Annotated in this window: 18 protein-coding genes; 6 read left to right on the top strand and 12 right to left on the bottom strand. The window is 42.0% G+C overall.

The window, feature by feature from the left end; translation table 11 throughout:
* The first annotated feature begins 191 nt into the window (after nucleotides 1–191).
* Nucleotides 192–911 carry a DUF4386 family protein gene (locus tag F9Y84_RS17505; protein WP_147390137.1) on the top strand — a complete coding sequence of 240 codons (720 nt, stop codon included), beginning with the start codon at nucleotides 192–194 and terminating at the stop codon, nucleotides 909–911.
* A 91-nt stretch (nucleotides 912–1,002) separates the two neighbouring features.
* On the opposite strand, the gene F9Y84_RS22575 is transcribed toward F9Y84_RS17505, so the two are convergent.
* Nucleotides 1,003–2,193 (bottom strand): helix-turn-helix domain-containing protein, encoded by a 1,191-nt coding sequence (locus tag F9Y84_RS22575; protein WP_147390136.1) that lies wholly within the window; start codon nucleotides 2,191–2,193, stop codon nucleotides 1,003–1,005.
* A gap of 205 nt (nucleotides 2,194–2,398) precedes the next feature.
* Between F9Y84_RS22575 and F9Y84_RS17495 the strand changes: the two genes are divergently transcribed.
* Nucleotides 2,399–2,854, top strand: coding sequence for a DUF6326 family protein (locus F9Y84_RS17495; RefSeq protein WP_147390135.1), 456 nt, complete (start codon nucleotides 2,399–2,401; stop codon nucleotides 2,852–2,854).
* 18 nt (nucleotides 2,855–2,872) lie between these two features.
* Complete coding sequence (locus tag F9Y84_RS17490) at nucleotides 2,873–3,886, top strand: tetratricopeptide repeat protein (RefSeq protein WP_225740840.1); 1,014 nt, start codon at nucleotides 2,873–2,875, stop codon at nucleotides 3,884–3,886.
* Nucleotides 3,887–3,986: 100 nt separating this feature from the next.
* On the opposite strand, the gene F9Y84_RS17485 is transcribed toward F9Y84_RS17490, so the two are convergent.
* The 6 genes from F9Y84_RS17485 to pdxR form a co-directional block, all read right to left on the bottom strand.
* Nucleotides 3,987–4,535, bottom strand: a complete 549-nt coding sequence (locus F9Y84_RS17485) for a hypothetical protein (protein ID WP_167508270.1) — start codon at nucleotides 4,533–4,535, stop codon at nucleotides 3,987–3,989.
* Between the two features lie 481 nt (nucleotides 4,536–5,016).
* Nucleotides 5,017–5,361: a hypothetical protein gene (locus F9Y84_RS17480; RefSeq protein ID WP_147391128.1), complete on the bottom strand. Its 345-nt coding sequence runs from the start codon at nucleotides 5,359–5,361 to the stop codon at nucleotides 5,017–5,019.
* Between the two features lie 27 nt (nucleotides 5,362–5,388).
* Nucleotides 5,389–5,532, bottom strand: a complete 144-nt coding sequence (locus F9Y84_RS17475) for a hypothetical protein (protein WP_167508302.1) — start codon at nucleotides 5,530–5,532, stop codon at nucleotides 5,389–5,391.
* A 12-nt stretch (nucleotides 5,533–5,544) separates the two neighbouring features.
* Nucleotides 5,545–7,377, bottom strand: a complete 1,833-nt coding sequence (locus F9Y84_RS17470; RefSeq protein WP_167508303.1) for a tyrosinase family protein — start codon at nucleotides 7,375–7,377, stop codon at nucleotides 5,545–5,547.
* Nucleotides 7,378–7,398: 21 nt separating this feature from the next.
* On the bottom strand, nucleotides 7,399–9,540 hold the full coding sequence (locus tag F9Y84_RS17465; RefSeq protein WP_147391130.1) for a multicopper oxidase family protein: 2,142 nt from the start codon (nucleotides 9,538–9,540) through the stop codon (nucleotides 7,399–7,401).
* A gap of 192 nt (nucleotides 9,541–9,732) precedes the next feature.
* Nucleotides 9,733–11,178 (bottom strand): MocR-like pyridoxine biosynthesis transcription factor PdxR, encoded by a 1,446-nt coding sequence (pdxR, locus tag F9Y84_RS17460; protein WP_244297435.1) that lies wholly within the window; start codon nucleotides 11,176–11,178, stop codon nucleotides 9,733–9,735.
* Nucleotides 11,179–11,272: 94 nt separating this feature from the next.
* On the opposite strand from pdxR, the gene F9Y84_RS17455 reads away from it, so the two are divergent.
* The 3 genes from F9Y84_RS17455 to F9Y84_RS17445 all read left to right on the top strand — a co-directional run bounded on the left by F9Y84_RS17455 (nucleotide 11,273) and on the right by F9Y84_RS17445 (nucleotide 13,165).
* Nucleotides 11,273–11,848, top strand: coding sequence for a GNAT family N-acetyltransferase (locus F9Y84_RS17455; protein ID WP_128731724.1), 576 nt, complete (start codon nucleotides 11,273–11,275; stop codon nucleotides 11,846–11,848).
* Entirely contained in the window at nucleotides 11,845–12,429 is a 585-nt protein-coding gene (locus F9Y84_RS17450) for an FMN-binding negative transcriptional regulator (RefSeq protein WP_128731725.1), read from the top strand. The genes F9Y84_RS17455 and F9Y84_RS17450 overlap by 4 nt, the downstream gene beginning before the upstream one ends.
* Before the next feature lie 268 nt (nucleotides 12,430–12,697).
* Nucleotides 12,698–13,165 carry a hypothetical protein gene (locus F9Y84_RS17445; protein WP_125251778.1) on the top strand — a complete coding sequence of 156 codons (468 nt, stop codon included), beginning with the start codon at nucleotides 12,698–12,700 and terminating at the stop codon, nucleotides 13,163–13,165.
* A 56-nt stretch (nucleotides 13,166–13,221) separates the two neighbouring features.
* Here F9Y84_RS17445 and F9Y84_RS17440 read toward each other — a convergent pair whose 3' ends face one another.
* The 5 genes from F9Y84_RS17440 to F9Y84_RS17420 all read right to left on the bottom strand — a co-directional run bounded on the left by F9Y84_RS17440 (nucleotide 13,222) and on the right by F9Y84_RS17420 (nucleotide 19,017).
* A complete protein-coding gene (locus tag F9Y84_RS17440; protein ID WP_147391131.1) occupies nucleotides 13,222–14,103 on the bottom strand; it encodes a hypothetical protein in 882 nt (293 codons plus the stop codon).
* A 181-nt stretch (nucleotides 14,104–14,284) separates the two neighbouring features.
* Entirely contained in the window at nucleotides 14,285–14,650 is a 366-nt protein-coding gene (locus F9Y84_RS17435) for a VOC family protein (RefSeq protein WP_147391132.1), read from the bottom strand.
* A gap of 102 nt (nucleotides 14,651–14,752) precedes the next feature.
* Complete coding sequence (locus F9Y84_RS17430; protein WP_147391133.1) at nucleotides 14,753–15,220, bottom strand: hypothetical protein; 468 nt, start codon at nucleotides 15,218–15,220, stop codon at nucleotides 14,753–14,755.
* Between the two features lie 338 nt (nucleotides 15,221–15,558).
* Nucleotides 15,559–17,511, bottom strand: a complete 1,953-nt coding sequence (locus F9Y84_RS17425) for a tetratricopeptide repeat-containing diguanylate cyclase (protein WP_225740839.1) — start codon at nucleotides 17,509–17,511, stop codon at nucleotides 15,559–15,561.
* A 246-nt stretch (nucleotides 17,512–17,757) separates the two neighbouring features.
* Entirely contained in the window at nucleotides 17,758–19,017 is a 1,260-nt protein-coding gene (locus F9Y84_RS17420; protein WP_147390742.1) for a metallophosphoesterase, read from the bottom strand.
* Nucleotides 19,018–19,071 lie beyond the last annotated feature (54 nt).

Genomic DNA, 19,071 nt, shown 5'->3' with positions numbered 1-19,071 from the left:
AACGTATTGTGCTGTTTCTTTTTAGGGCATCATCGATTTTTCTTTGCATATCTTTTCAATTGATTTTCGCTACAGAGCGTAACCCAATATAACACCTCTTGTTACAAACAAAGCGATGCCCCTTGGTGTGTTCTACTTTATATGTTGCTAAACTGCTAACAACAATCACTTATCAGTTAGAAGGAACCTCTATGTCACTACAACAATGGGGAGGTATTGCTGCACTCACCAAAGCTGCAACTTATCTATTTGGTTTTGTGCTTTTTTTCGGTGTATTAGATACCAGTAAGTATGATACTCCTGAACTTTCTTTAGATTTCCTAATACAAAACCGAGATACATTTTTTCTTGGCTATATTGTTATCGGCATTATCTTTAGTTTAGCCTTAATTGTGTTAGTGCAGACTATTTACCAACGCTTTAAGCGGTTTTCGCCCGAACTGATGAAGTTCACTAGTGTTATTGGTTATATTTGGGCAACAATCGTGCTGGCAAGCACTTTTGTATTCTTGACCAGTATTGAAGTAATTGCAGCATTGTATGAACAAGATCCAACCTTGGCACTAACGATAAAGCAAACCATTTCTATCGTTGTTAATGCGCTCGGAGGAGGCATTGAATTAGTGGGAGCCTTGTGGGTGCTGGCTATCAGTTATGTTGGCATAAAACATCGGGTATTTAGCCCTCTATTACATTATTGGGGGCTATTGGTCGGGTTAGCTGGGGTCTTAACTTTGTTTTCTGGTCTGTCTTTTCTCATCACAAACCCGTTTTTTGAAGTCACCACGGCTATATTTGGTTTGGGACAGATCGTATGGTTTATTGCACTTGGTGTTATTCTCATCAAACACGCACCTGCTGGGTCATCTGACTCATATCAAGGACAAACGAGCAAGCATTCACCCATATAAAAAGTAGCTTGAATGTGAACAGAGCTTAACCTCATTCTGTTTCAAAGCTTCTGGTTACTAGCGGGAGCTTTGGATACCACCTCCGCCGGTATTATACGCGTCTGTGTTCAGTGTTTTTTTGTCTAAAAGCCTTTGGGGTCATACCCGTTTCTTTTTTAAATGCTTTGTAAAATGACGAGCGGGCATTAAACCCTACTTCAAGCGCAATATTAAGCACTGATGACTTACTTGATAGCAAATGTGACTTTGACGCTTCTATGCGCCATTGATTAACAAAATCAAAAAAGCTAACTCCTAAGGTCTCGTTTAGTGTCTGGGAAAGATAATTTGGAGACACCCCCGTGGCTTGCGCCAACTTTTGTAATGTCAGGTTGGGATCTAAAAATAATGCCTGATCTTGCATAGCCTCGTTTATTTTGCTCACAATGCGTTTTGACTGAGCAGCCCCAAGTGCAGATTTAGCGTATTTTTTATTGTCCAATTCGTTTACTATGGTTCCATCGGTTCCTTGCAAGGTGCCCGCAGCTTGAAACTCCAAAGGCAAAAGTAGCCGTTGCTTTTGTTGCATCGCAAAAAATGTCACACACCAGATCAATACCAATGCTGTAAACACCTCAAGTCTCAGTGTCAGTATGGCCTGACCCAATAAATTAGATAAAAACGTAGTAAATAGTACAAATATCCAAATACAGATCAACGCAAAGACTAAGCGCTTAGCAGCATAAAAGTGATGGTTGTCTAGGTTGGAATAGTAGCCTTTGATATGTGCATTAAATACAAACAGCCGCTTTGTGATGATAATAAGCGTATATGCACATTCAATTAACCACATACATATAAGTAACAACATCGAGACCGCTAATAAAATAGAAAAGCGTGCACTTGGCTCTTCATTTTTAACGAAAAGTGCATGGTGTTGCTCTGGTGGAAGCACGGCTATCATCGCAGCAACGAGCATCGCGGGCCATAACAACAAAAATGCGCGCAATTGTGAGCGATGCAACGTCCAGCTGTCTACCGTTGTGATCCCTTCAATATATAACCTCATTGCGGGGCACAATACAAATAGCATGACAAACCCAAAAACTGTGTAGGCTTGATACCACGTCGGTAAAAACGTCTGCACTAAGGTGTTCATCGCCAGCACACCACAAGCTGACAAAAATAGTACTAAAGGTAAGCGAAAAGTCCGAGCTCGTTGATGACTCAGCAATACTGGCACACTTAACACAATTTGACCAACAAGCATTGCGCTTAACACCATCACTATCGGATCTGTCACTTTTCCCCCCTGAAATGTTATAAACAGACTTATATAGTCCTTTGTTTTTAATACTTTTAAATTTTATTTTGGCACTTTTATGTCCGTGCCTTTACGCATGGACGATCCATTCGTACATAACACTTATCCTCAAATGGCTCTGTAAGCAACCACGAAACAAAAAAAGTAACCTAAATGGGTACTTCATACGACTTGAGGAATTGGTATGACACATTCAACACCAGCAGATGAATACAAACAAGACCCAAAAATACGAATTAAACTAGCAACACTATGGCTTTTAGTCATGCTCAATATGGCATACGCTGACATTCTTGCTTTTGTATCAGCGTTTATCACACCAGGTGTGATTGACTCACTCATGGCCGGCTACTCTGGCGATGTTAAGCTATCACAACCGTTACTACTGATCTCTGCAATATTAATAGAGATCCCAATCGCCATGATTTTTCTATCTCAGTTTCTTAACTATTCATGGAACCGAGTATGTAATCTGATTGCCGCCCCATTAACCTTTGTATTTATACTCGCAGGCGTTGAAACTGAGCCATTTTATGTTTTCTTGGCAACCATTCAGCTCACTTTACTTTTATACATCGCATGGACAGCCATTAGGTGGCCTAATCCACTCACCCTTTCTGTGCACAAAACACTTTCATAAACTCGCAGCCATTACGTATTGTCGAATTTAAGGAATAAAACTATGTATATTCACGCTATATTACTATTTCTGTTATTCGCCCATAGCACACTTACCCATGCTAACCTTGAACTCAGTCAACAAGCGTTTGATGAAGGAAACCTGCACCTTGCTCAGTCATTGTTAATCGAACAACCGGCCTCAAGTTATAAAAAACCATTGCTGCTTGCCCACATTGCCATGAGGCGCGATGATTATAAAGCGGCGCGACAGCAAATCGAAGAGGCACTCAATCTTTACCCAACAGTGCCAGAACTTTATTTTGCCCACTCTCAAGTGGTGGCAAAAATCGCTGAACAAGCCAGTATTTTTAGTGTTGCAGGACATATCAAATCCCTCAAGCAATCTCTTATCAAAGCTGTTGAGCTTGCACCAGAGCACGCCGATTATCGTAGCGCTCTCATCAAGTTTTACATTAATGCCCCGTCGATGTTTGGCGGTGATAAACAAGAAGCTAAAAGACACATTGAAAAACTAGAAAAAACAGACGCTTTCTCTGCTCTATTAACACGGCTATGGCTGTATGCAAGGTTAGACGAGCAAGCAAAGTTTACTTATGAACTTGAACAAGGAGTACAGCAATACCCTCTAGAGCCTGCGCTTTATCATACTTTAGGTGCACTGTACTACGAATTAGACAAGCCACAACTTGCCTTATCATATTTACGTCAAGCCACCGAGATAAAAGCACAAACCAAAACACAACAAAAATACAAAGCCTTGTCGTTAGTGTTGATAGGGACTGTTAGTCTGCAACTTGAAGCGCACTATGATGAAGGCCAAAAAGCGTTAGAGCAATACCTAAATAACATGACCCCTAGTCATGATATGCCTGATAAGAGTCAGGTTAAATTTAAGTTAGCAACCATCGCCATACAGCAAAACAATGGTGAAATTGCCCGGCAATGGCTACAAGCGGTAATACGGGAAACGCCAAGCAACAAACTCAAACGCGAAGCGAAATCCGCACTCAAGAAGCTGACTCGCTCGTAACGAGTACTTTCGCTTTGCAGCAACATAAAGTAAGAGGGCTTACCTGCACTCTTACTCTTTGTGCGTAAATTAGCCGCACTAGGATTATGACCGCTCTGCATTACTCCCAGCGCATCACACTATCGTAGGTTTCACAATACTGCATAGCGTCTTGCGCTTCTACAATAAAAAGTTGCTGAGACTCAGAAACAGGATAACTGAGATATTCCGAACATTTTGCACTTTGGCCATTGCCAACCACGACTTTGGTTCCAGCCTTTAACGTGCATTTTACCAACTTATCCAGAGGTGACCATTGGTAGCAAATCTCAAAATCTTTGCGATAGTCAGCTGTGAGACCAGATGGGCGTGAAAATGACCACCATTGACCAAACTGGCTTTTTGGATTGGTGCTGTTCCATGCTCTGTACACAACAATGTCGTGGGTGCTTTGATAAACGGTTCCTTGACACAATTTACCTTGCAATGGCGCTCCTATCGCCTTGGAAAGTAAAGCGTCGTCTTGGATGGGCAAAAATTTATCGCTAAATTCACTTTGCACCGTAGTACTGCCGATACAGTATGACTGTTGCTCTGCTGTTGCCACTGTGTGGGTATTGGCACACCCTTGAAGCGCACCAAGTGCAATAAAAATAAAAACCTTCTTCATGTTAAGTACCTAATTTTACTGATTTAACCTGAGGTTTAGATAAGAAATGCGCTAACTCTGGTTTTTAAAATCACACTGAATTATTACTGTTCTTGCCAGAGAGTTTTGGCGAAAACATCGCTTCCGCGTCCTGCTCAGCCGGAGGCACCTGCGTCCTGTAGGCAAGGCAAAAGTTTTGTTATTTAGTTGTTCTAAATAAGAAACTTTTAACGCAGTTAGCGTCAGACTGACTCCCTCAAATTGAGCATGTATTAGGACACAGTGGTATAAGGTACATACATCATTTAGGCAAACCGAATTCACTTCCAATAGTTGGGATTAGAAGTGAATTCAATTAGCGCTAAAACCAAATCCCATAAAAGCATTAATAATCAAAACTTTAGCTTGATTTAACCAAGCGGGCTACGTTTTTGCCTTTTTCAATTTAACTTTGCTACGCGCCAGCGTTGAAAATGAGATTAGCTTTGACTTCTAGTTCCGGTTACTTTTGCATTCCTGTCGAAATCCAACTATCAAAATCTGTAATTTTATTTCGACTCAGGCGACCCGACGGTGGCATTGCATGGGCTGCGTTTACGTGAATAATGGCTTGTTCGACACTGACTTCGACAGCCCTCTCATTGCCTTTCACAATCGCCTCTAATTTATGAATACTATCCATGATATCAATAAGACGACTTTCAAAGTTCACATTGAAACCCTCAATATTATTAGATAATACATAGGTCTCAGTAGTACGCAGCGCTCGTAACTGGGCTAATACATTTCGCGCGTCTATTATTTGTGAAAGGTATTCGGTGGTATCTGCCGCTTTAGTTTTGTCCAAATCGTGACCATGAATTGCCACTTGTATTTATGAGGCAAACCGTACCACAACATCATAATCAGACAAGTCTAAAAACTCTGTGCCATCATCATCCGAAACTTGGATGTTTCTCATGCAATTGGTTGCACTGGCAAAATTATTTTTGACTTGATCAAAAGTCACTTGAGCCATGTCCATTCCCCCTTATTTAAACTCAATTGTTAATGGTTCAAAGTGGTCAGCAGTTGCAGCTTCATGACCGCTTACTACCAGTACCAATTGCCATGGTTTGGCTTTATTTTTACCACGCAGAATGGCCCCTATTAGATGTACTAACTCTTGATCTAAAGAGACTGATGAGGCTTTACTCATATGTTCACTGTGTCCGCCATGACCATCGTGGGCACTATGATCACCTAGTGCCCAATACGCCGTACTGACCGCTAAGTGGCTCGCCCTAAAGTCATCATTTTTAATCACCTCTGGCGTTACTTTGACGCTTGCTGGAACCAAATAAATGTCAGCTTGAAAGCTGTAGTCTTCAATGTCCATTGGCTTGCGAACAATCTTTAACTGCGCCGTATTAATCGTCGTAAGATTAGCCTCAGGTAATATCAGCTTACTTGTTTTGATTTGCGACTCAGTTACGCGCGACGCGGGCGCATGTGCGCCATAGCTTAATAACTCACTGAATAATGACGCAGTCGTATCAATGGATTGACGTGTAGTGCCATCTTGAAGATAGAAGTCAAAGCCAGCATCGCGATGCTTTTTAATCAGCTGCGCGATAACTTCACCATCTATAAACTCCTTGCTCGGATCCGCATAGTTATAGCCAACTTTCTCACTATCAAAGTACAACTCTGCACGGCCCATATTGGCAAACCGTCCTTCAACAGGCTTGGTTTTTCCTTCACTAAAACCTTGTGGTACAGGTAATGAGTCACTTTGTGTGCCGCGCATGAACATACGCCCACCAGTGACACAATATTCGTTATTATTTACACATTTAGCAGCATTTGTTTGCAGCCATTGATCGTACGCAAAGTCGATAAAAGCATGAAACGAATAGAAAACCGGATCAAACCCTGCTTGGCTATTATCTTCCATAAAGCAAACTGGTCGATTTGACTGTCCTTCACATCCAGCATAAATGGCGTGCATTGGATTATGAATTTGCGCTTCAAACGCGCCAAAATTACCAGCGCGGTTATAAGGAGAGCCACCAAACTCACGCCAATTATTAAAGTGGATTTGGTATGCTAGAAGATAGGGTGAGGTATAACCACAACTAAGTGGTTTGTCCGTTGTCGAGCCTGAGCGATTGAAGCCACAGAAATTGGGATCAGAGACCGTCGAACTACGTCTATTGTTACTAGGGCTCAGCGCTGGCTTCATGTTTCGATGAATTGAATACAAGGGTGAATGTGTATTCTCAAATGCCTTAGGGTAGCGCTGGCCAGTCGGTGCTTTGGTAAAGTTCCAAAAAGGGACTGTTACATTCTTAGTGCTTGGGCCAAATTTGCCTTCGGGATCAGCATTTTGTAATGCCTTTTCAAAGAAGTAAAACTCCGCCCGATGCCAATGCAAAAATGTATCTTTGGCATGTTCACACTGACCAGGATGTACTTTCACAAAATCATCATCACCCAGCCCTAGTTTGCTTTTCAGCAAGGGTCTAAAGTCACAATATTGCAAAAACTCATTACTATTACCAATCCAGTCCTGTTGCGTGCTCAATGCTGCTAATGGCACTACACCTTGGTTCTTAGGTTGCCACACGGTAGGGCAATTATGCACCCAAGCTTGCCACAAAAAGCCTTGAGGATCGTAAATATTGTCACGACTCTTTTGCTTCATTCTGGCAATAGCGTGCTCATAGGCCTTTAGCTCATTATCCGTCAAGGCATCGATGTTTTTTCTGGTTAGCACTTCATCATGGCGTGGCGGCTCGCTTGGAGGTGAAGTTAACTTACAGCCCCCAGTAAAAGCTGCCAGAGTCGCTAACGCCAATGAGCTTAATGTATTACTTTTCATCTTCATTTTCCTTAACGAGTATTACTTGCTCTCTATTAACTTCACTTTTTGCATCATGCCTTGATCTTCATGATCCAGAATATGGCAATGTAATACAAATTCACCGGTGTATTGTTGTTTTACATTGCCGTTAAAGCCTGGCAGAGACTCCGGATAGCGATACTTGCTATAAACCACAGTATGCGGTGCCGAGCCTGATAAATTGACGCCATTTTTGTCAGTTTGAGGCTTATCTGCGCCTTTTTCTATCGCTAATGTATCTCGCCACACCCATTGCTCTTTTCCATCAGGCCCCACTCTTGGGGCATAAAAAGGGTTCACATGAATATGAAACGGGTGCATTGGAGCAAGCCCTCGAGTACATAAGTCCCATCTTTGCCATGTGCCCAGTGTCAATTCTCGAGTTTCGATTTGACCATAAGGTTTACCATCTACAGAGAAAATAGTGTCTTTGTCTTTCTCTTTATCACTGAGATGATGGTTATCTAAAAGCACCCCATTGTTAATATCTTCATTCCAAATGTTCTGACAATTAAAGTCTTTTTTCTCTTGTTTTGCCGTTGCTATCGCTGCATTGACTGACACGCGAGATCCCAGATAAAACATCATGCTTTCTTTATTTTCGCTCTTATCCATCGCGGCGATTTCACCTTGGGTTGGTGCATCATGAGCACGGTAAGATATTAGCTCAGCACTGGTTGGTAACACCGCATCTTTGCTGGCAACAGGTTCACCTTTTACTACTATTTGTAGTAACTCAGCGGTGTCTTCTGGTACACCTTGTAAGGATTTTTGTGGTGCAGAGTCTAAATCCACTAGCCAGTACACCCCCGCTTTACTCGGTGCTTGGTACAGGTAGTCAGCACGATAGCCAGGTTGAAGTGCTTCAATTTCAGTCTTTTGACCGTCTAATTGCCATCTATCGATGCGGCCGGTATTGAATTGCCATCTATCGATGCGGCCGGTATTGAGACCATCAACCGATATTTGGTTCAAAAAGCCCAGTGGAACTGGGTTCATATTGTTTTGCCATTCAGGCTTATCGATCACAGACAACTTTATCGTTTCTCGTACACCTGCATGGATAAAGCGCCAGCGCTGAATTTCATTTGGTCGCATTTCAATTTTCGGTACAACCTGACCATTAATCAGTGTTCTTCGTTTGGTTTTTTGCCAGTCTCCAGGGCCAAAAATATTGAGTGCTTTATCGTCCGCTTTACAATCCTTAACGTACTCAGGTCGTTCATCGGCTTCATAATATTCAATGGTACCATTGCAGTCATAGGCAACCTGCTGAAGCACAAACAGCTGATCTGTTTTATCTTTGATCTGAGCTTGAGTACCAATATCTTTTTTAGGGTTACCGCCTTCAATAATAATGGCACCTGCCATACCACTAGAAACTTGTAATGCTGTAGAGCCGTGAACATGGGCGTGATACCAGAATGTTCCCTGAGGATGAGATTCAGGTATTCTCACTTCATATTCAAACCCTTGACCAGGCTGGATCTCAAGTAGTACGTTGTCACTTCGCTCGCTCGGTGATACCCATAAGCCATGGGTATGGAAATTAGTGACATTAAAGTTATGCGGGGTGTTGATGTGATTGGCTTCTTCATCTGATAGCATGGCATTTGAGTGATGACCCGCATGACCTTTTCCTGAGCATAAATAATCAGGTGCAAGTTCACAGCTCGGTAAGCGATTTTCAAGCGTGAAACGCAATACATCTCCCGGAGCAACTTTAAGCGTCGGTCCAACTGGTGCAGGTTTAAATTCTTTTTGGCCATCTTGTTTATACGCATAGTTTCTTAACCACGTATTACACCCTGCTATCTCTCGCTCGTGATACTGTACCGCTAAAGTAAAGTTAAGTGAGCCACCTTTTGATTGGATGACGGCAGGCGCTACAAACTTATCCAGTTCTGGCGCAATATATTGATAGTCGCAGCTATTTATCCCTTGGGTATGGGCTGCTGATATAAACTCGGGTGTTATGTTAACGGGGTTATAATCTCGTAGATCAAAGTAATTCAGTTCGAATACTTTGTGCTGCTCACTATGGTTTGGGTGATCCACTGTGTGGCTCTCATGTGAGTGTTCTACTGAAGTACATGAGGCGGTCATAACCACACCTAAAATCGGTAGTATCGGGTTTTTCATATGCGCTGCTTATATGCGTTACAAGTATGTAAAAACAATATTAAAAGCAAAAAAAATATAGCGCTATTACATGGCATTACATCAAATTACGAGCGTCAAACTGTTAATGCTAAGTTTTTCGAATAAAAATCATATTCTCGGCGAGACATCGAGCACCTTAGCTCTGGATACTTTGTGGCTCAATATCAAAATTCAGCAAACCCTTTCCACTAACGCAAATAACTCGTCAAGCCCAGTACGTTGCTGCTCAATGGCTTGTGCTGCAAAACCCAAGCGTATATGGCTAAACCGACTTCCTTTATCAAGTGAAAATTCTGGTTCACATTGCACATAAATATCCTGCTTTTTCGCCAAACGAGACAACTCAGAAACATCACGTTTGCTATCCACCCAATATGCCATACCACCTTGGGGGACAATAAAATCAATATTTAAACGCTCCTTAAGTTCACTTAAATGTGTATTCATGGCTTGATGACGCGTCTGATACGCTTTAGTCATGCGTCTCATATGCCGCTCAAACCCGCCCTCTTCCATCCAGTAAGCCACTGCCAATTGAGTTAGCGCGTCATTCTTATGATTCAACAATTGCTTTCGAGCCACAAGCTGCGCTAACACATCAGCCCGAGCACTCAAATATCCGACTCTTGCGCCTGCAAACATGATTTTAGAAAAGCTAGAAATATAAATCACAATGCCACTGGGGTCATTTGCTGCCATCGGCTGAAGCGGTGGACACAAATAATGAAATTCATGATCATAATCATCTTCAATGATGAACACGCCGTACTGTTGACATAGCTGATAAATTGCCATCCGCCGTGGTACAGATAACGTAACCGTTGTCGGATATTGATGCAGCGGTGTCAAGTACAGCAATTTAATATTATTTTGCCGCAAACAACGCGCTAGAGCCTCAACTTTGATCCCTTCATCATCCTGTGCCAACGCAAAAATATTAGCACCGATACTTTTAAAAGCATGTCTTGCGGGAGGGTAGCCCAGCATTTCAATTGCCACTCCATCGCCTTTATTGATAAACGCACTGGCAACCAACGATAGTGCCTCTTGAGCACCATTACACACCAATAAATCGTCACAAATAAGACCCCGGGCTCGGCGCAGGTACGTTTGGATTTGGACTTTTAATAACCCACAACCTGCACCACCTGCGTAATGGAAGTGCTCAATATTACTCTTACGACATGCCTTCACTAAGTAGCGCTTAAACTCATCATATGGAAATGCACTCAAGTCAGGCAAGCCTCCTGCGAAATTATAGCGAAAGCCACTGCGCTCGCTGTCTTTAGGAGGGTTAAGAACAGCAGCAAACCTTGGCGCGACTACAACATTTGGCGACAATGCCGTGCTCACCTGCTCACTACTTGATATTGGCAGTTGAGCATTTACCCAATAGCCACTTCTTTCCTTTACGACTAGCCACCCTTCAGCCACCAAATTTTGTAAGGCGGACATCACAGTGTGGCGGTTCATTCCGTGAAGTTGCGCAAGTTTACGTGCAGAAGGAAGCTTATCACTTGGCTTTAATTTACCTTGCTTGATCATGCTCCGTAATTGATTAGCAAGCTTTTTATGTTTTGCCTCTGACTGATGAGAGTTAGTGTCTATCGAAATCACAAACTGGTCTATTTAAATTGTAAATTCTGGTTGTTTTATATCAACCAAAAACAGCGCATTATGCAAGCAGTAAAACACAAGAGGTGCAATTATCATGCTATCAAAACAAACCTTAGAATCTAGCCGGATAAGATTGGTTCCACTGGCGAGTGAACACCTTCCTGAATTACTACGCTGCGGTAAAGATAGTGAACTTTGGAAGTGGGTATTTACTAACTATTGTCGAGATCAACGCACTATAGAGCAATGGTTTTATGGTTCTGCTCAATTTGATGAAAGCGAACAATTAGTGGTAGCAATCATAGACAAAGCATCAGGTAAAGTAGCAGGTAATACTCGACTTTTTAGAGTCGATAAGTTAAACCTAAGCGCAGAAATTGGCCATACCTTCGTTGCCACTCAGTTTCAGCGCACTCATATAAATACCCACGCCAAGTACTTGCTTTTAAAGTACGCATTTGAAGCAATTGGATTAGTCCGGGTGCAGTTCCAAACTCATGAACAAAATCAAAAATCTCGTGATGCCATCACAAGATTGGGCGCACAGTTTGAAGGTATATCTCTCAAAGATAGGCGCTTACCCAATGGCAACTATCGTAACACCGCACGCTTTTCTATTACTGATGAAATGTGGTCAGACGTAAAAATGAATTTAGAGGCAAAGCTATGAGCTATCCAAGAAAGTATTACACCGAAAACAACCAAGAAACACTATATGCACTCATCGCGATGAACCCCCTTGCAACGATTAACGTGATCCAAGCAAACAAAGTTCGTTCTGTTTTTATACCACTCACCCTAAGTGATGATAAAACCTATTTGCTGGGGCACGCTACTAAAGATAACCCACTCTTTAGTGAAGATGATGATAGCTTCCAAGCCATTTTTCATTGTCAGAATCATTACCTATCGCCTGCGCTGCTTCCCGACATCAAATTACCGACTTGGCTATATGCCAACGTGATTGTTGAAGGTGAGCTAACCTTGGTCAGCCAAGACAATGAAAAATACGCACTAATGCAAAACCAATTACAGCACTTTGAGCAGTTTTCACGAAGCAATTGGCAGCTTGATAGTGTACCACAACCACAACAACGGTCTCTTTTTAACGCCATTAACTTCTTTCAAATCAGGATCACACAACTGCACGGCGCTTTTAAGTTAAGCCAAAACAAATCACCGCATACCCGCATGCAGATTAAGGCTCACCTTGAGCAGTATAAACCCACATTGAGTCAACGAATTATATAAATAACCTGCGAGTTGAACGTAATTTGATAGTAATCACTAACAGTAAAAAAAGGTGACATCTATGCCTGTTTTTACTATGTTATCCAACGGGTTGGATAACAATCAACCTAAATCTGTATCTATACTGTTAGATTGACCTTAGAGTAAGTTACTTTGTAAGGCTAATTTTCACCAAAACCGAATATATATTAGGCTGGTGCTGCTAATAGTGTCTCACCGCACCAGCTGCTATGTTTCAATAAAAAACTTCTATTTTAAGGATAAAATAATGAAAAAATTGACCATGCTTGTCTCTTTTTGCTTACTCAGCGGTTGTGCAACAACAGACTACACTACTATCCCCCTCAGCAACGCCTCGCTATCTAATCTAAAAACGTCAGAAACAGGGAACATACAGCAACGAGAGCACACGGTTACTGTCTCGTTTGATTACGCCATTGAAAATTTCAATGAAGCAACCAACCTATACACTTGCTCTGTGCTATTTACTAACGTTGATGGTACAGCCGTCACCAGCACCAAAAGCGGTAAAAAACATCCCTGTATACTTGATAGTGCCAACGGCAGTATTTCTGTAAGCTGGCCTACACCACTGGATAAGAGCAGAAATGCACCTCAAATGGTGCTATCAAGAATGAAATATCCAATTGAGTACTTTGTTACAATCCATCAAAAAACGGGCAAACATTCCACAAAATTAATTGCAAAGTCAGAAGTAATTAAAAGCCGTCTATAATCTGACATTGTGAATATGCGTTAGCCTCACAGCACGTAAAGCGTAACTGTGGGCTACTACAGTTCACTTTGTTGCCTGATCTGCGCCCTTGTGGGCGCATTGGATGGTGTAAAATATTCAACTTCAGCATCCGCCCCAAAGGCTTGCGTAAACAGTTCGGCTACCTGCGAGGGGGAGCGCTTGGGATCTATCATAAACAAAGGCTCAAGTTCAGCGTTATCAATACCTTTTTGCTGCGCTATATCCAATAGCTTTCTGCCCATATCAGCAAAGCCATTTTCATCTATACCACCCACTATCTGCCCTTCCACTTTAAATACTGCCACTTGAGGAGCTTGATCAAACATGATTTTATTACGCAGATATTGGTCTTGCTCCAGCTTCGCTTGATCGCTTGCGTGCTGACGTGAAGTGATTTCTTCTGCCACAAAACTCTGAAAGCTTTGGCCAGTGTATCGCTCAAAGATTTCGGCATTAGTTGGCCGATTTGAACCTTGGAAAACCTCAACCATAGCGCCATCGCCATATTTTTGCTGAACTAGTCGTTGCAGCTGCTTTACATCGCCATTAGCTTGTTTGATAAGCTCTCCAGCTTCATTCTTACTTGTTATGTAACCCTGCTGATTTTGATATGCCTTCAGCTCACCGTTGATAGTAATACCAAGCACAACTTCCTGTGCTTGCCCATGCTTCAAATAGGCTGATTGAGCTACATCAGGTAACACCTGACTTCTTTCTAGGATCTGCTTAATGTCATTGAGGGCTTCTGTTGAAATCTTGTTGATGGCTTTATTTTCTATCTGAAACATCAGATTAGTTTTTCCAACAAGGTCTGTGGACTGTTCAGTAGCGTGTGCTTTTTTTGAGGATAATGATTCAGCCCCGGTGCTCAACATCGAGTTATATGCACCCTTTGGACTTACCGAATTAAAATACATAACCTAGCTCCTTGATTAAAAATCAATATCGGTGTTTTATTGCCGCATGGCGGCGCCTTTGTAGTTTTTAGCAAAAAATACGCCAAATTTATGAAAGCTAAGTCTTTATAAGTAGAGCCAATTTTTTTAATTAAACACACTATATTGAGGCGAGAAAGCATGGTTAAAAGCTAAGCTAGTGTCACTTATTCTCGGCAATACGCCATAGTACTCCACTTGGATCCGTCACACAAAATTCAAGCATCCCCCACGGTTGTTCAACAAGTTCAGAGATCTGAGCACTAAACTTTTCTTCCAAATCTAATTGTAAAATGTGCTTGTACCAGCTTTGCGCATCCTCGACGAGCAAGTGCATCATGAAGTTTTGACTGTGAGTTGGCTCATAAAAGTCTTGGAGTAAAAATGAGCACATGCCTAATTTAAAATAAGCAACGCCCTCAAACTCAGAGGCCATTTCGAAGCCAATAGATTGGTAAAATCGCTTAGAAAGTGCAAATTTTTTAGCAGGCACGAACGATTTTATTTCAACTGTATTGAGGTTATACATTTTATTGTCCTTGTGAAAAATATATGGAGGAAAACCATTTTTGCACTGCTAACCTATGCGTTTTAAAACCAACGCATGATTACAAGGTAAATAGCTTTCAGCTCAGTTAAATAGTTTAAACTCCTGATAAGACAAACCTTTGGAGCTTTCTATTGTGCCATCCTCTGTGAATGTCACCAGAGCCCACGCTTCACATACATCTCTACAATTACCTCCGCTCCAAAAGGCAATAATAGCCTCTCGTTTATCCGTACATTGCTTGATCGTCGCAGAATAATATCTGGTGGGGTCTATGCGTTCATATTCAGGCCACACATTAGATATTGAATGTGTTGTGACGCCAGCCTTCGAGATATAAACCAGTTCTTGCGTCAACAGGTAAGGGTTGCCAAAGTGACCCGCTGACTCATCTAAGATGGATTGTTCAGGGATGTTACGATTTAACTCAAGAGAAACTATTTTTAATTGATAGTCCCCACATTCAGAAACCACTTCCTTTCTAACTGGACCAGGCTGCGCACCAGGAACTAATGGTGAAAACAATATAAAGCTCAACAATAGCCACAACATAATACAATCCTTTTTTATAAAAATACCAATTCGCTAGATGAGCTTGTTATACCAATTTTCTTACTTAAGTGGTCTATTTTGAGGCGAGAAAACCTTGTCGATAACTCCGCTACTGCGTCCTGCTATCGCCAAGGTACCTACATCTGTGTATGCAAGGTAAAAATGGTGCTATTTAGTCGTTCTAAATAAGACGTTTTTTACACTGTTAGCGTCAGATTTACGCCTTCAAATTGAGCAAGTATTAAGACTAATTGGTATTAACCCTAATGTTACTCAACAACACTATCGCACTCGCGATAATATATCAGAGTTCGAACAACTCTCATAAAAGTAAAGCATTATGGTTTTGTTTGTACTTCGACCCTATCTCTGCCTAATTCTTTGGCACGATAGAGGCATTGGTCAGCAGCTTTAAAGGCGCTATCATCATCCAAATTTGCGATTGGTCGGCTAGCGCTCACACCGAATGATGCAGTGACAGAAATGCGCAGCTCACCTAATTCAAAAGGTTCAGAGCGCAATGCAGAAGCCATTTTTTCAACAGCATCTTGAATGTTTTCTCGGGCCTTTAACACCATCAAAAATTCTTCGCCTCCCCAGCGTATAAATAGCTCTTGAGGCTGAACAAAACGCTGTAAACGAGCGGCTGCTATCGCCAGTACAATGTCTCCTTTATCGTGTCCATAGGTATCATTGATACGCTTAAAATGATCCAGATCGATGATCACTAAGTGATACTCTGCTTTTTTGTCCAGCACACTGGGAGTGTGTATTTCTTGGTGATAAAGACGGCGATTTGACGCTCCCGTTAATGGGTCTCGATAGCTTAAGTCATGTAATCTGCGGTTATCTTTTCGCATCAATCTGGTGTTTACTCCAAGCCAAATTAGGATGATCACGGCAGCAAACAACCACAGAGCAAGGAGCCTTAAGCGCTGTTTATCTACGAGTAACTCAAGCTTAGAAAGTTGATGTTTGGCACTCAATAGATCTCTTTCTTGTGCGATCTGCTGAATTTCTAATGCGCTATTTAATGCAGATAACTGCCCTATAATCATTGCTTTTTCTTGTGTATGAGCAGCTTTTAACACGTTCAGTGCATTGCTGGACTCCCCCAGCCCTTCCAGTATTTGTGAGCGTGTAAATTGACTTCTAAGCAACCACCTTTGATGATTCAGCGTAGTAAATATTTGAGTCGCTTGGTTAATCAAAATGGCTGCTTCATCTAAGCTATTTTGCTGATAAAGCGCCTGTGCTTGAATAAGCGCACAGATCCCCTGCTGCTTGGCAAGTACTTCCTGTTTGGCGAGCTGTATACATAACTGAGCTTTTGCTATAGCAAGCCTAGTATCGCCTTCAAGTAACAGTAATCTCGCTTCACTTTTGAGTAATATTGCCTTGTAGAATTCACTTGTCTGTTTATTTTTGAAGGTCAGCGCTTGTTGGAATTTTTCTCTCGCGTCACTAAGTTGGCCAAGACGACCATACGCAAATGACTGATTTAACAGAATAACCAGCATATAATTGGGGTTACTATTTGGTGATAGCGCGTATAGTTCTTGTGCTTTGCCAAGATGTAATAACGCATTTTGCCATTGCTCTAAATGCACATAGAGCAAACCCAAGTTGTTATTAAAAAGTGCATTAAAGTCACTTTCTGGGTATGCCCCCACCAGCTTTATACCATGTAAAAAATACTGCTGTGCCTTAATCAAATCATTTGTCGCATTATATGCAACACCAGCCGTGTTATAAATCTCTAGCAATAAAAGCTCAGCTTGCGCGCTTTTTGCCAGATTAACACTGTGCTCAATGGCAAGTTGTGCTTGTGCCAACTCGCCGGCTCTGATCGCTCGCTTGGCATCCTCCTGCGCACTCCATGCTGCCAACCAATCTAGCTGGTTTGTAACTGCAAAAGTGTCAATCTCACGCTTTATCTGTGCAAATTTAGTATCGTTTCCCATCTTTTGTGCCGCCCGTCTTTGCGTCCACAACAGATAAACTTGCTCTATGTGTGATAAAGATTGACGACTTTCACGCCAAGCTGATAGTGCTTTAAGCGCCGTTGCAGGTTCAGTTTTTGCGCGCTCATAAATGCTCAACAGCGGGTGGTCAGGTGCAATACGTTTTAACTGTGCTTCAGGCGTCAGCCATTTTGCTGTGGCTGTGTTTGTTGCCTGTCGGCTTGATGAAACCAAAATGTATCTAGCGTTGCAACGACGAGCAATAACAAAAGGGTAAGGAGCAGCGCTATAGATACTTTTTTGTACATATTGGATATTGATAATCAAAATTTATCTAAATTATACAATAATGTCACCGGCTTGCCATGACCTCTCTTCGCAGATAGGAGTCGAAAATGTGCCTGTACCTTTGCGTGTTGGCCCCCATTTCGCCAACACGCTCCTGTCATTTTACCTCGATTTACTTTGTGTAAAAGCTCACTTTTAGATACAAACGCTTTATACTAATTATTAACCAGCTAATACCTTAGCTTTTCGTTCAACTTGAGCTGGAATCAAACCCACAGACACGTATCAGTTGCTACGATGTGCAAAACTAAAACGTTGCTCAGGTACAACTTGACCACTTAAGTCGCGTGGCGTGGTATAAAATGCCACGTTAAGAATATCATTGTGGTTATCAAGCTCGATATGGGCAAACCCCCAGATAAAAGCTTTGTTCCAGACTAAGTCATATTCTGGGTAACGTAGTGCTTGGTAGTGAGCAAGCGGAGAATGGGTGCCACGCATTTTTGAGGCTGCACCACTAATGATAAGTGGTAATTTAGGCTTTTTATTATTCGGTAAAACCCTTGAGCAGTCATCTGTTAGTAGCTCCAAATCATGCTCGTGACCCGCGATATAGGCATCAGCATATTCGCATAATTCAGGTAAAATCAGGCGGCGAAGTACGTGTGCTTCGTCATATTTAGTGCCACCCACAGACCAAATCACGTGATGGCCATACACAATTTTCCATTTTGCTGTGGAGTGCTTTAATCCATTTGCAAGCCATGCCAGCTGTTTATGATCTTCACCATTGACGGGCTGCTCATGTCTTTCAATATCTTCAACCTTAGCTTGACCACTAGCAAGTGCACTGGCTAGTCCTTGCTCGCTACCATCAGGCTTTAGAGGAATTTCGTAATAATGCTGACCAGAGAGCAGCATATTAGTATCTAACACAAAAAACTCAACGTCATTGCCTTGTTCTCCTATGGTATAGCTGTAGTATCCTTTCCTGCCCATATGAAAGTTAGCGTGCTTTTCCATCCATTGTGTTTGTAATTTGACACCACGGCGAGAGGTTTTCCAATCATGATTCCCCAAAGCAGAATAAACGACCAAATTAGGATTTTGAAGCAACAAAGGGCTAAGTGGCGCTAAAATTAAATCATCCATACGCTGCTTATCATCCTTACCATCGTTTGCAGCAGCGCCGTCAGGGTAAATGTTATCACCGAGCTGAATCGCAAAATCACAAGGTTTGTTTTGACATAACTCAGCCATCGCTTTGCCAACCACTGCGGCACCTGATGCTTCAGTTGCTGTTTCTGTTCCTGGGTAAACATAAATCGGCGCATGATTAAACTCTGCAATTGGACGGTGCTCTGCAAGCCAATCCGCTTTTTCAGCCGCGATAAACTCGGCCTTCGTTTTTGGAGAATGAATATGTTTAGCCTTGGGATAATCAGGGTGGTACCCACCATCTCCAAAAGCCAAAAAATTAATATTATTTGCGGCCAGTGCCGTGCTATTTAGCGTCAATAGTAAAACAACAAGGGTTATTTTCATTATTATTGCACCGTGTTACCACGGTGCGCTCCTACCTATGGAAGTGGGCTGCGG

This window comes from Pseudoalteromonas peptidolytica, assembly GCF_012641745.1.
In the GTDB taxonomy this organism is placed as follows: Bacteria; Pseudomonadota; Gammaproteobacteria; order Enterobacterales; family Alteromonadaceae; genus Pseudoalteromonas; species Pseudoalteromonas peptidolytica.
Note: the sequence above shows the minus strand (reverse complement) of the source record. Positions and strands in the feature narration are given on the sequence as shown.

What these genes read in the sequence shown, in the direction of transcription:
- F9Y84_RS17440 (WP_147391131.1), bottom strand. Translation starts at nt 14,103, where the DNA reads ATGTATTTTAATTCGGTAAGTCCAAAGGGTGCATATAACTCGATGTTG.
- F9Y84_RS17455 (WP_128731724.1), top strand. Translation starts at nt 11,273, where the DNA reads ATGCTATCAAAACAAACCTTAGAATCTAGCCGGATAAGATTGGTTCCA.
- F9Y84_RS17470 (WP_167508303.1), bottom strand. Translation starts at nt 7,377, where the DNA reads ATGAAAAGTAATACATTAAGCTCATTGGCGTTAGCGACTCTGGCAGCT.
- F9Y84_RS17430 (WP_147391133.1), bottom strand. Translation starts at nt 15,220, where the DNA reads ATGTTGTGGCTATTGTTGAGCTTTATATTGTTTTCACCATTAGTTCCT.
- F9Y84_RS17505 (WP_147390137.1), top strand. Translation starts at nt 192, where the DNA reads ATGTCACTACAACAATGGGGAGGTATTGCTGCACTCACCAAAGCTGCA.
- F9Y84_RS17465 (WP_147391130.1), bottom strand. Translation starts at nt 9,540, where the DNA reads ATGAAAAACCCGATACTACCGATTTTAGGTGTGGTTATGACCGCCTCA.
- F9Y84_RS17435 (WP_147391132.1), bottom strand. Translation starts at nt 14,650, where the DNA reads ATGTATAACCTCAATACAGTTGAAATAAAATCGTTCGTGCCTGCTAAA.
- F9Y84_RS17450 (WP_128731725.1), top strand. Translation starts at nt 11,845, where the DNA reads ATGAGCTATCCAAGAAAGTATTACACCGAAAACAACCAAGAAACACTA.
- F9Y84_RS17475 (WP_167508302.1), bottom strand. Translation starts at nt 5,532, where the DNA reads ATGGCTCAAGTGACTTTTGATCAAGTCAAAAATAATTTTGCCAGTGCA.
- F9Y84_RS17420 (WP_147390742.1), bottom strand. Translation starts at nt 19,017, where the DNA reads ATGAAAATAACCCTTGTTGTTTTACTATTGACGCTAAATAGCACGGCA.
- F9Y84_RS17485 (WP_167508270.1), bottom strand. Translation starts at nt 4,535, where the DNA reads ATGAAGAAGGTTTTTATTTTTATTGCACTTGGTGCGCTTCAAGGGTGT.
- F9Y84_RS17445 (WP_125251778.1), top strand. Translation starts at nt 12,698, where the DNA reads ATGAAAAAATTGACCATGCTTGTCTCTTTTTGCTTACTCAGCGGTTGT.
- F9Y84_RS17495 (WP_147390135.1), top strand. Translation starts at nt 2,399, where the DNA reads ATGACACATTCAACACCAGCAGATGAATACAAACAAGACCCAAAAATA.